Source organism: Acinetobacter sp. ANC_7682, from assembly GCF_056779795.1.
Map to the genome: position 1 here is coordinate 1 of NZ_JBWYIQ010000017.1, position 13,263 is coordinate 13,263.

Below are 13,263 nucleotides of genomic sequence, written 5' to 3' on the forward strand. Positions count from 1 at the left end.
ACATCCTTCTTTCTCGCCAAGTAGGTGTTCCATACATCGTTGTATTCTTAAACAAATGTGACCTTGTAGACGACGAAGAGCTTCTTGAGCTGGTTGAAATGGAAGTTCGTGAACTTCTTTCTACTTATGACTTCCCAGGTGATGACACTCCAGTTATCCGTGGTTCTGCTCTTGCTGCACTTAACGGTGAAGCTGGTCAGTTCGGTGAAGATGCAGTTGTTGCTCTTGTTGAAGCGCTTGACACTTACATCCCAGAGCCAGAGCGTGCTATTGATAAAGCATTCTTAATGCCAATCGAAGACGTATTCTCGATTTCTGGTCGTGGTACAGTAGTAACTGGCCGTGTAGAAGCTGGTATCGTGAAAGTAGGCGAAGAAGTTGAAATCGTAGGTATCAAAGACACAGTTAAAACTACAGTAACTGGCGTTGAAATGTTCCGTAAACTTCTAGACGAAGGTCGTGCGGGCGAGAACTGTGGTATCTTATTACGTGGTACTAAGCGTGAAGACGTACAACGTGGTCAAGTACTTTCTAAACCAGGTGCGATCAAGCCACACACTAAATTCGATGCAGAAGTATACGTACTTTCTAAAGAAGAAGGTGGTCGTCACACTCCATTCCTTAACGGTTACCGTCCACAGTTCTACTTCCGTACAACTGACGTAACTGGCGCGATTCAATTGCAAGAAGGCGTTGAAATGGTTATGCCTGGTGACAACGTAGAAATGTCAGTAGAATTAATCCACCCAATCGCAATGGACCCAGGTCTACGTTTTGCGATCCGTGAAGGTGGTCGTACAGTTGGTGCTGGTGTTGTTGCTAAAGTAACTGCATAATAGAAGTACAAACGAAAACCGAGAGTTTCGATTCTCGGTTTTGTTATAGGTCAGTAGTTCAATTGGTAGAGCGTCGGTCTCCAAAACCGAATGTTGGGGGTTCGAGTCCCTCCTGGCCTGCCAAATTATTTTTGATAAAAAGCTTGATGCTGGCTAAACTGGTCATATAATAAGTCGCGAATTCAACGACGAGTACAAAAATGTCGAATGATAAATCGCGTGACGCATTAAGCGACGCGCCAATTCCTCAAAGAAACAATTCCGCTGAAGTCGTTAAATCTGGTTCACCAGTTGACGTGATTTTATGGATTATTGCATTGGCATTACTTGCTGGTGCACTTATGGTAAATCAACATCTTCCAGCATATTGGGTTCCCGCAAACAATATTTGGGTGCGTGTTGGGGTAATTTTGGCTTGTATCGTTGTGGCTTTAGGTTTATTATACGCCACCCATCAAGGCAAAGGCTTTGTTCGTTTGTTGAAAGACTCACGCATTGAACTGCGTCGAGTGATTTGGCCAACAAAGCAAGAAACAGTAACTGCATCATGGCAAGTGTTACTTGTTGTTGTAATCACCGCTATTGGTTTATGGTGTTTTGATTACATTATTAGTTGGTTGATGAAGTTTATTATCGGGTAAAAGAGCTATGAAACGTTGGTACATTATTCATGCCTATTCAGGTTATGAAAAACAAGTGATGCGTTCGCTTAATGATCGAATCCAGCGTAGCGCTGTTGCCGATAGCTTTGGTGAAGTCCTTGTTCCTACTGAAGAAGTGGTAGAGATGAAGGATGGTAAGAAACGTAAGTCAGAGCGTAAATTCTTTCCAGGCTATGTGTTAGTTGAAATGGAAATGAATGACGATACTTGGCACATTGTTAAAGAATGTCCAAAAGTGCTCGGATTTATTGGTGGTACGGCAGAAAAGCCTGCTCCAATTACGCAAAAAGAAGCTGACGCGATTCTTGCACGTGTACGCAATACTGGCGAAGCACCTCGTCCTAAGACAATGTTCGAGCCAGGCGAAGAATTATTGGTTACTGATGGTCCATTCACAGACTTTAAAGGTGTGGTGGAAGAAGTTCAGTACGAAAAGTCACGCTTAACGTTGACGATTAATGTATTCAATCGACCAACTCAAGTTGAATTGGAATTTCGCCAAGTCGAAAAAACAATTTAATCTGAATTGGTTGAAAACGCCCGATTTTATTAATCGGGCATTGTTGTTGTAACGGTATCGTTACTTGTAAATATTGGGGAGCCTTAATCGGCGTTTGTACCCAGAGGTAATTGAAATGGCTAAGAAGATTGACGGCTATATCAAGCTGCAAGTTCCAGCTGGTAAAGCGAATCCATCTCCACCAATCGGTCCTGCACTAGGTCAACGTGGTGTAAACATCATGGCATTCTGTAAAGAATTCAATGCTGCTACACAAAAACTTGAAGCTGGTCTTCCGATTCCTGTAGTGATCACTGTGTACAACGACAAGTCGTTCACATTTATCATGAAAACTCCGCCTGCTGCTATTCTGCTTAAGAAAGCTGCTGGTATCCAAAAGGGTTCAGCTGTACCTAACAAAACTAAAGTTGGTAAGTTGACTCGTGCTCAATTAGAAGAGATCGCGACTACTAAAGAACCAGATTTAACTGGTGCTGACTTAGACGCGCGTGTACGTACCATTGCTGGTTCTGCACGTTCTATGGGCTTGGAAGTGGAGCTTTAAGACATGGCTAAATTAACTAAACGTCAAAAAGCGATTGCAGCTGCTGTAGAAGCGAACAAAGTTTATACTTTGGAAGAAGCTGTAGCAGTACTTTCTAGCCTTCCAGCTGCTAAATTCAAAGAATCTTTGGATGTAGCTGTAAATCTAGGTGTTGATCCTCGTAAATCTGACCAAGTTGTTCGTGGCGCGACTACACTTCCTGCAGGTACTGGTAAAACTGTACGTGTAGCTGTGTTTGCTCAAGGCGCTGCTGCTGAAGCTGCTAAAGCTGAAGGCGCGGACGTAGTTGGTTTTGATGACCTTGCTGAAAGCATTCAAGCGGGTAACCTTGACTTTGACGTAGTGATTGCTGCTCCAGATGCAATGCGCGTTGTAGGTAAGTTAGGTACAATCCTTGGTCCACGTGGCTTAATGCCAAACCCTAAAGTGGGTACTGTAACTCCTGACGTAGCAACTGCAGTTAAAAATGCAAAAGCTGGTCAAGCACGTTACCGTGTAGACAAAGCGGGTATCATCCATGCTGCGATCGGTCAAGTAGGTTTCACTGCTGAAGCTGTTCGTCAAAACGTTGAAGCTCTTGTAGCTGACCTTAAGAAAGCAAAACCTGCAACTTCTAAAGGTGTTTATATCAAAAAGATCACTTTAAGCTCAACTATGGGTCCTGGTCTTACTATTGATGTAACTAGCGTTTCTAACTAAGTTTAACTTAGACAGAATTTTAAAGCCCTGAGTAAGATTTGAAGCGCTGCTTCAAATCTTACGCAAGATACCGGTTTTGGATTTCTTGCGAACTTAGGCAAACTTTGAATTGGTAAATGAGAATTTATCAGCGTCAAAGACCACAGGCGAGGGGAGTTTTATGCTTCGCTCTTAATATTCCAGCCTGCGTAGACGCGGTGGTGTGATTTAGTTCATCCTCCGCGTGTTGACTCAGTGATGAGTTAACGAACTGGGAGTGTACTTCGCGTGAGTACATAAATCACCGTTAGGAGGTTTTACAATGGCTCTTCTTATCGAAGACAAAAAACAGATCGTAGCTGAAGTTAACGCTGTTGCTTCTACTGCTTTCACTGCTGTTGTTGCTGACTACCAAGGTTTAACTGTTGAGCAATTAACTGCTCTTCGTGTTGAAGCTCGTAAACTAGGTGTTACTACACGTATCGTGCGTAATACTTTAGCTAAACGTGCTCTTCAAGATACTCAGTTCGATATCTTGAACGACAACCTTGTTGGCCCAACAATTTTAGCTTTCTCGACTTCTGAAGACGACATGGGCGCAGCTGCTCGTTTGTTTGAAGAATTTGCTAAAACTAATAAAGCATTTGAACTTAAAGCTGCTGCATTCGATGGCAAGGTTTATCAAGGTGCTGAAGTTAGCGTAATCGCGAACCTTCCGAACCAAGAAAAAGCGCTTACTATGCTTGCAAATGTTCTTCAAGCTCCTATTTCGAAATTGGGTCGCCTTATTACTGCGCTCAAAGAGAAAAACGAGTCAGAAGCTGCTTAAGCTTAACAAATCAATTTCCACACCATTCAATATCCATTTGGAGTTATTCTCATGGCTTTAACTAACGAAGAAATCTTAAACGCAGTTGCTGAAAAAACTGTTCTTGAACTTGTTGAACTTATCTCTGCTTTTGAAGAGAAATTCAATGTATCTGCTGCTGCTGTAGCTGTAGCTGCTGCTCCAGGTGCTGGCGCTGCTGCTGCTGAAGAACAAACTGAATTCAATGTAGAGTTGACTTCTTTCGGTGCTAACAAAGTTGCTGTAATTAAAGCAGTTCGTGAAGCTACTGGTCTTGGTCTTAAAGAAGCTAAAGATTTAGTTGAAGGCGCTCCAGCTCTTCTTAAAGAAGGTGTTTCTAAAGAAGAAGCTGAAGAACTTAAGAAGAAACTTGAAGAAGCTGGTGCTCAAGTTACTGTTAAGTAATTTCGCCATGGGGTCATTATTAATTTGACCCCAAAAATTGGCTGATGGCTCTTGGGTCATCAGCCTTTTTGCGTTACAATTATCGGCTCGATTTTTGTTAACTTGATGTAAAAATCATCAATACTAACTATAATTGAATAAAATCAAACGCTTACCAATATTTTTCCATGTTTAAAAATATTGTTAAGCGTTTTAATACCACTGAACATTGCAGCATTTGAACAAAGTGGTGGTCATATCGACCTGCGTAATTCCTTCTAGACCCGTTCTGCAGGCGGGTTTAGTTTACTTTCCGAGGACTCCAGATGGCATACTCATATACCGAAAAGAAACGGATCCGTAAGAATTTTGGTAAATTGCCCCAAGTGATGGATGCTCCGTACCTGCTCGCGATTCAAGTCGACTCGTACAGAACGTTCCTTCAAGATGGCAAAACACCAAAAAACCGCGAAGATATCGGTCTCCAAGCCGCATTTCGTTCAGTTTTTCCAATTGAAAGTTATTCTGGGAATGCTGCTTTAGAATTCGTTGAGTATAGCCTTGGTAAACCAGAGTTTGATGTTCGCGAATGTATTCTTCGTGGCTCAACTTATGCGGCACCAATGCGCGTAAAAATTCGTTTGATCATTAAAGATCGCGAAACGAAATCAATTAAAGACGTACGTGAACAAGAAGTGTACATGGGTGAAATGCCACTTATGACACAGAACGGTACGTTCGTGATCAATGGTACTGAGCGTGTAATCGTATCTCAATTACATCGTTCACCTGGTGTGTTCTTTGATCATGACAAGGGTAAGACGCATTCAAGTGGTAAGGTGCTTTATTCAGCACGTATCATTCCTTACCGTGGTTCATGGTTAGACTTTGAGTTTGATGCTAAAGATTTAGTATACGTACGTATTGACCGTCGTCGTAAGTTACTTGCGACTGTGATTCTTCGTGCCTTGAACTATACAAACGAACAAATTCTAGACATGTTCTATGAAAAAGTTCCTGTATATCTAGACATGGGCAGCTATCAAATTGACTTGGTTCCAGAGCGTCTGCGTGGCGAAATGGCACAATTTGATATCACAGACAATGACGGTAAGACAATCGTTGAGCAAGGTAAACGTATTAATGCGCGTCATGTTCGTCAAATGGAAGCTGCAGGCTTAACTAAACTTCCAGTACCTGATGAATATTTGTATGAGCGTATTACTGCTGAAGACATTACATTACACAATGGTGATGTGATTGCTGCAAACACGGTTCTTAGCCATGAAGTCATGGTCAAAATCGCTGAAGGCGGTGTTAAGCAATTTAACCTACTTTATACCAACGACATCGATCGCGGTTCATTCGTAGCTGATTCATTACGTGCTGATACGACTTCTGGTCGTGAAGAAGCGCTTGTAGAAATTTACAAGGTAATGCGTCCAGGTGAGCCACCAACGAAAGAAGCTGCAGAAAACTTATTCAATAACTTGTTCTTCTCTTCTGAACGTTATGATTTATCACCAGTCGGTCGTATGAAGTTCAACCGTCGTTTGGGTCGTCCTTACGAAGTGGGTACAGATCAGAAGTCACGTGAAGTTGAAGGTATTCTTTCAAACGATGACATCATTGACGTATTAAAAACACTGGTTGAAATACGTAACGGTAAAGGTGAAGTCGATGATATCGACCACCTAGGTAACCGTCGCGTACGTTCTGTTGGTGAAATGACAGAAAACCAATTCCGTGTTGGTCTAGTTCGTGTTGAACGTGCTGTGAAAGAGCGTTTATCACAAGCAGAGACAGATAACTTGTCTCCACAAGACTTGATTAATGCAAAACCAGTAGCGGCTGCAATCAAAGAATTCTTTGGTTCAAGCCAATTATCTCAGTTCATGGATCAAAACAATCCATTGTCTGAAATTACACACAAACGTCGTGTATCAGCATTAGGTCCAGGTGGTTTAACACGTGAACGTGCGGGCTTCGAAGTACGTGACGTACATCAGACTCACTACGGTCGTGTTTGTCCAATTGAAACGCCTGAAGGTCCAAACATTGGTTTGATCAACTCATTATCTGTATATGCGAAAGCGAATAGCTTTGGTTTCTTAGAAACTCCATATCGTAAAGTTGTCGATGGTCGTGTAACGGATGAAGTTGAATATTTATCAGCAATTGAAGAAGTAGGTACTGTGATTGCACAGGCCGATTCTCAATTGGATAAAGATGGCAACTTAACAGAAGAATTCGTATCTGTTCGTCACCAAGGTGACTTCGTACGTATGCCGCCAGAAAAAGTAACGCATATGGACGTATCTGCTCAGCAGGTTGTTTCTGTGGCTGCGTCACTGATTCCATTCCTTGAACACGATGATGCGAACCGTGCATTGATGGGTTCAAACATGCAACGTCAGGCTGTTCCTACGCTGATTGCTGACAAGCCTCTTGTTGGTACAGGTATGGAAGCGAACGTGGCACATGATTCAGGCGTGTGTGTGATCGCGAAACGTGGCGGGCGTATTGAATACGTAGATGCATCTCGTGTCGTTATTCGTGTGAATGAAGATGAAATGGTTGCGGGTGAAGCAGGTGTAGATATCTATAACTTGATTAAATACACACGTTCAAACCAAAACACATGTATTAACCAAAAAGTGCTTGTGAACCTAGGCGACAAAGTTGGTCGTGGTGATGTACTTGCTGATGGTCCATCAACTGATGGTGGTGAATTGGCTCTTGGTCAAAACATGCGTGTCGCGTTCATGACTTGGAACGGTTATAACTACGAAGACTCGATCTTATTATCTGAGCGTGTTCTTCAAGAAGATCGTTTGACGTCTATTCACATTCAAGAACTCTCTTGTGTTGCGCGTGATACTAAACTTGGTTCTGAAGAAATTACTGCTGATATTCCGAACGTAGGCGAGGCTGCACTTTCTAAGCTTGATGAATCAGGTATTGTCTATATCGGTGCTGAAGTAACTGCTGGTGACATTTTAGTTGGTAAAGTAACACCTAAGGGCGAAACGCAGTTGACTCCTGAAGAAAAATTGCTTCGTGCAATCTTTGGTGAAAAAGCAGCTGATGTGAAAGACTCTTCACTTCGTGTTCCATCTGGTACGAAGGGTACAGTCATCGACGTTCAAGTGTTTACTCGTGATGGTATCGAGAAAGACGAACGTGCTCAAGCGATTGAAAAAGCTCAACTTGATGCATACCGTAAAGATTTGAAAGAAGAATACAAAATCTTCGAAGAAGCTGCACGTGAGCGCGTTGTACGTTTGTTGAATGGTCAAGAGTCTAATGGCGGCGGTACAACAAAACGTGGCGATAAGTTAACTGATGAAGTTCTTTCAAATCTAGAACTTGTTGATCTACTTGATATCCAACCAGTAGATGAAGGCATCGCGGAGCGTTTAACTCAAATTCAAGTATTCTTGAAAGAGAAGAGTCTTGAAATCGATGAGAAATTCGCTGAGAAAAAACGCAAGCTTTCTACAGGTGATGAGTTAACAACTGGCGTATTGAAAGTTGTTAAAGTTTACCTAGCAGTAAAACGTCGTATTCAGCCTGGTGATAAGATGGCGGGTCGTCATGGTAACAAAGGTGTTGTATCAAACATCTTGCCAGTTGAAGACATGCCACATGATGCGAATGGTGTTCCAGTAGATATCGTATTGAACCCACTAGGTGTACCTTCACGTATGAACGTGGGTCAGATTCTTGAAACTCACTTGGGTATGGCTGCGAAAGGTCTTGGCGACAAGATCGATCAAATGTTGAAAGAACAACGTACTGTACTTGAACTTCGTGAATTCTTAGACAAGATTTACAACAAAGTTGGTGGCGAGCAAGAAGATCTTGATAGCTTAACTGATGATGAAATCTTGGCACTTTCAGGCAACCTCCGTAAAGGTGTTCCACTTGCAACACCAGTATTTGACGGTGCCGAAGAAGGTCAAATCAAAGAGTTATTAGAACTATCTGGTCTTTCACGTACTGGTCAGACAGTACTGTATGATGGCCGTACTGGTGAACGTTTTGACCGTCCTGTAACTGTAGGTTACATGTACATGTTGAAATTGAACCACTTGGTTGATGACAAGATGCATGCGCGTTCTACAGGTTCTTACTCGCTTGTAACGCAACAGCCGCTTGGTGGTAAAGCACAATTCGGTGGTCAGCGTTTCGGTGAGATGGAGGTCTGGGCACTCGAAGCATATGGCGCAGCTTATACGCTTCAAGAAATGCTGACTGTGAAGTCGGATGACGTTGAGGGTCGTACCCGTATCTATAAGAACATTGTAGATGGTAACCATTATATGGACCCAGGTATGCCTGAATCGTTCAACGTATTGACCAAAGAGATCCGTTCTTTAGGTATCAACATTGAACTGAAAAATGGTGACTAAATCCCCCTCAATCCCCCTTTGATAAGGGGGAGACTAACCCCTCTTTAAAAAAGAGGGGTTAGGGGAGATTACCAATTCAGTTAAAAAACAATATTTGTGACCCAGTTGTGAAGTGAAAATCTCCACAACACACGGAGAAAAAAATTGAAAGACTTGCTCGATATCATGCGCAAAAAGACGGATTCAGACGGTCATGCTCCTGTAGAGTTTGATCGCATCCGTATTGGTCTTGCGTCACCAGAAATGATTAAGTCATGGTCTCATGGTGAAGTTAAAAAGCCAGAGACAATTAACTATCGTACGTTCAAACCTGAACGTGATGGTTTATTCTGTGCCAAAATTTTTGGTCCAGTAAAAGATTACGAATGCTTGTGTGGTAAATACAAGCGTATGAAATACAAAGGTGTCATTTGTGAAAAATGTGGCGTTGAAGTAACAACTGCGAAAGTTCGTCGTGAACGTATGGGTCACATTGAGCTTGCTTCACCAGTTGCACACATTTGGTTCTTAAAATCACTGCCTAGCCGTATCGGTCTTCTTTTAGACATGACGCTACGTGATATCGAACGTGTATTGTATTTCGAATCTTACGTTGTAACAGATCCTGGTATGACTCCTTTCGAAAAATACCAACTTCTGAATGACGAAGAATACTTCACAGCATTAGAAGAGCACGGTGATGAATTCACTGCGAAAATGGGTGCTGAAGCAGTTCAAGATTTGTTGAAAGACATTGATCTTGAAGCTGAGATTTCTCGTTTACGTGAAGAAATTCCGAATACAACTTCTGAAACGAAGCTTAAGAAAGCATCTAAGCGTTTGAAGTTAATGGAAGCGTTCAAAGAGTCGAATAACAAACCAGAATGGATGGTGTTGACTGTACTTCCAGTACTTCCACCAGATCTTCGTCCGCTTGTACCACTTGAAGGTGGTCGTTTCGCGACATCTGATTTGAACGATCTTTATCGTCGTGTGATTAACCGTAACAACCGTTTAAAGCGTCTTCTTGATCTAGCTGCTCCAGATATCATCGTACGTAACGAAAAACGTATGTTGCAAGAGTCTGTAGATGCATTGTTAGATAACGGTCGTCGTGGTCGTGCAATTACTGGTTCTAACAAACGTCCTCTTAAATCTTTGGCAGACATGATCAAAGGTAAACAAGGTCGTTTCCGTCAAAACTTACTTGGTAAGCGTGTTGACTATTCTGGTCGTTCGGTAATTACTGTAGGTCCTACTTTACGTCTTCACCAATGTGGTCTTCCTAAGAAAATGGCACTTGAGTTATTCAAGCCGTTTATTTTCGCGAAATTACAAGCGTCTGGCCAAGCAACTACCATTAAAGCTGCGAAGAAAATGGTTGAGCGTGAGACTCCAGAAGTTTGGGACGTTCTTGCATCTGTGATTCGTCAACATCCAGTGATGTTGAACCGTGCGCCAACACTTCACCGTTTAGGTCTTCAAGCATTTGAACCTGTATTGATCGAAGGTAAAGCGATCCGTCTACACCCACTCGTATGTGCTGCGTTCAACGCCGACTTCGATGGTGACCAAATGGCGGTACACGTTCCATTAACACTTGAAGCTCAATTAGAAGCTCGTGCGTTAATGATGTCAACGAACAACATCTTGTCTCCAGCAAACGGTGAACCAATCATCGTTCCATCGCAAGACGTTGTCTTAGGCTTGTATTACATCACGCGTGATGCAATCAATGCCAAAGGTGAAGGCATGGTGTTCGCGGATACTCACGAAGTAAACCGTGCGCTTGCAACAGGTCAAGTTGATTTACATGCTCGCGTTAAAGCTCGTGTACATCAAACTGTGATCAATGAAAATGGTGAGCGTGAGCAACAAACGATTATCGTTGATACAACGCCAGGCCGTTGTTTACTTTGGGAAGTTGTGCCAGAAGGTTTAAGCTTCGAGCAAATCAACGTTGAGATGACCAAAAAGAACATCTCTAAATTGATCAACTCTTGCTACCGTAAGCTTGGTTTGAAAGATACTGTTATTTTTGCTGACCAATTGATGTACCTCGGTTTCCGTCAAGCAACACGTTCAGGCGTGTCTGTTGGTATGGAAGACATGGTGATTCCACCTGCGAAGTATTCAATCATCGAGAAAGCTGAAGTTGAAGTTCGTGAAATTGAGCAACAGTTCGAACAAGGTTTCGTAACTGCCGGTGAACGTTATAACAAAGTTGTCGATATTTGGGCACGTACAAACGACCAAGTAGCGAAAGCGATGATGGATAACTTGTCTTACACGACTGTTAAGAACAAACAGGGCGAAGATGAGAAACAAAAATCATTCAACTCCATCTACATGATGTCTGACTCTGGTGCCCGTGGTAGTGCAGCACAGATTCGTCAGCTTGCAGGTATGCGTGGTTTGATGGCAAAACCGGATGGCTCGATTATTGAGACACCAATTAAAGCGAACTTCCGTGAAGGTTTGACAGTACTTCAGTACTTCATTTCAACACACGGTGCGCGTAAAGGTTTGGCCGATACAGCATTGAAGACAGCGAACTCGGGTTACTTGACACGTCGTCTTGTAGACGTAGCGCAAGACTTAGTGATTACTGAGCCAGATTGCGGTACTTTTGACGGTCTTGTAATGACGCCATTCATTCAAGGTGGTGATGTTATCGAGAACTTAGGTACTCGTGTGCTTGGTCGTGTATTAGCTGAAGATGCGAAGCGACCAGGTTCTGATGAAGTAGTACTGCCACGTAATACACTCATCGATGAGAAACTTGCAAACTACCTAGAAGAGCAAGGTGTCGATGAAGTTAAAGTACGTTCAGTAGTAAACTGTGCATCTACTTTTGGTGTATGTGCGAAATGTTATGGTCGTGACCTTGCACGTGGTCACTTGGTGAATCCAGGTGAATCAGTGGGTGTAATGGCTGCTCAATCCATTGGTGAGCCAGGTACACAGTTAACGATGCGTACATTCCACGTGGGTGGTGCTGCGAGCCGAACTTCTGCTGCGAACAGTGTTCAAGTACGTAATGCAGGCTTTGTCCGTTTCCATAATGTGAAGACAGTTCAACACGCTAAAGGTCACTTAGTGTCTGTTTCTCGTTCTGGTGAGATTGGTATCACTGATGACATCGGTCGTGAGCGTGAGCGTTATAAACTTCCTTACGGTGCCTCAATCTTGATTAAAGATGGTGGTGCGGTAGAAGCTGGCGGTATTGTAGCGACTTGGGATCCGCATACGCATCCATTGGTAACAGAAGTTGCTGGTAAAGCACGTTTCAGCCAAATCGCTGATGGCGTGACTGCAACATCGAAAACAGATGATGCAACTGGTATGACGACAGTTGAAATTTTACCTGTAACGTCTCGTCCAGCTTCTGGTAAAGACTTACGTCCAGCGATTGTATTAGATACAGTTGATGGTGGTGAACAGTTCTACTTCTTACCACAAAATACAATTGTGACTGTCCGTGATGGCGAAACAATTGGTGTGGGTGATGTAATTGGTCGTGTACCTCAAGAAACTTCACGTACTCGTGATATTACCGGTGGTCTTCCACGCGTAGCTGACTTGTTTGAAGCGCGTAAGCCGAAAGAACATGCGATCCTTGCAGAAGTTTCAGGTGTTGTAAGCTTTGGTAAAGAAACTAAAGGTAAGAATCGTCTTGTGATCACACCGGATGATGGCTCAGAGATTTACGAAGAGTTAATTCCTAAGTGGCGTACGATTAACGTGTTTGAAGGTGAGCATGTTAACCGTGGTGAAACGATTTCTGATGGTCCGCAAAATCCACATGACATCTTACGTTTGAAAGGTGAAGTGGCGTTGACAAACTACATCGTGAATGAAGTTCAAGACGTATATCGTCTCCAAGGTGTAAAAATCAACGATAAGCACATTGAAGTCATCGTACGTCAAATGTTGCGTAAAGTTGAGATCATCGATGGTGGTGATACAAGCTTCATCAAAGGCGAGCAAGTGGATTACATCCGTGTTGTCCAAGAAAACCAAGCAGTACTTGCTCAGAACAAGTTCCCTGCGAAGTTTGAACGTCAATTGATGGGTATCACGAAAGCTTCACTTTCTACTGACTCGTTCATTTCTGCTGCATCGTTCCAGGAAACAACACGTGTGTTAACTGAAGCTGCTGTAACAGGTAAAGAAGATGATTTACGCGGTCTAAAAGAAAACGTGGTTGTTGGTCGCTTGATCCCAGCGGGTACAGGTTTGGCTTACCACTTAGAGCGTCGTCGTCAAGAAGCAGAAGCTGCTGAACACGAATTGGTTAATGACTTCTCTGAAGTTGACCAAGCGTTCTCACAAGCATTAAATGAAGATCAGTTTTAGTCTAAACTGAATTAAGAAGGCACCTACGGGTCATTGCTG

The 13,263-nt window shown here is 42.8% G+C and carries 9 protein-coding genes and 1 tRNA gene; all 10 read left to right on the top strand.

What is annotated here, in order from left to right; genetic code table 11:
• Positions 1–836 (top strand): elongation factor Tu (locus tag AC1M9D_RS08130; RefSeq protein ID WP_481611912.1); only part of this gene is annotated, 836 nt, incomplete at its 5' end.
• A 47-nt stretch (positions 837–883) separates the two neighbouring features.
• Positions 884–959 (top strand) — tRNA-Trp (locus AC1M9D_RS08135).
• 77 nt (positions 960–1,036) lie between these two features.
• Positions 1,037–1,477 (top strand): preprotein translocase subunit SecE, encoded by a 441-nt coding sequence (gene secE, locus AC1M9D_RS08140; RefSeq protein WP_035265936.1) that lies wholly within the window; start codon positions 1,037–1,039, stop codon positions 1,475–1,477.
• A gap of 7 nt (positions 1,478–1,484) precedes the next feature.
• Positions 1,485–2,018 (top strand): transcription termination/antitermination protein NusG, encoded by a 534-nt coding sequence (gene nusG / locus AC1M9D_RS08145; protein ID WP_035265938.1) that lies wholly within the window; start codon positions 1,485–1,487, stop codon positions 2,016–2,018.
• A gap of 115 nt (positions 2,019–2,133) precedes the next feature.
• The gene (rplK, locus tag AC1M9D_RS08150; protein ID WP_004813566.1) at positions 2,134–2,562 is read left to right on the top strand and encodes a 50S ribosomal protein L11; all 429 of its coding nucleotides are present in this window, start codon (positions 2,134–2,136) and stop codon (positions 2,560–2,562) included.
• A gap of 3 nt (positions 2,563–2,565) precedes the next feature.
• A complete protein-coding gene (rplA, locus tag AC1M9D_RS08155) occupies positions 2,566–3,261 on the top strand; it encodes a 50S ribosomal protein L1 (protein ID WP_481611913.1) in 696 nt (231 codons plus the stop codon).
• A 301-nt stretch (positions 3,262–3,562) separates the two neighbouring features.
• Positions 3,563–4,069, top strand: coding sequence for a 50S ribosomal protein L10 (gene rplJ, locus AC1M9D_RS08160; RefSeq protein ID WP_035265941.1), 507 nt, complete (start codon positions 3,563–3,565; stop codon positions 4,067–4,069).
• A 51-nt stretch (positions 4,070–4,120) separates the two neighbouring features.
• Positions 4,121–4,492 carry a 50S ribosomal protein L7/L12 gene (gene rplL, locus AC1M9D_RS08165; protein ID WP_035265942.1) on the top strand — a complete coding sequence of 124 codons (372 nt, stop codon included), beginning with the start codon at positions 4,121–4,123 and terminating at the stop codon, positions 4,490–4,492.
• Positions 4,493–4,797: 305 nt separating this feature from the next.
• Positions 4,798–8,886, top strand: a complete 4,089-nt coding sequence (gene rpoB, locus AC1M9D_RS08170; protein ID WP_092766627.1) for a DNA-directed RNA polymerase subunit beta — start codon at positions 4,798–4,800, stop codon at positions 8,884–8,886.
• 144 nt (positions 8,887–9,030) lie between these two features.
• Entirely contained in the window at positions 9,031–13,224 is a 4,194-nt protein-coding gene (gene rpoC / locus AC1M9D_RS08175; RefSeq protein ID WP_035265945.1) for a DNA-directed RNA polymerase subunit beta', read from the top strand.
• The last annotated feature ends 39 nt before the right edge of the window (positions 13,225–13,263 follow it).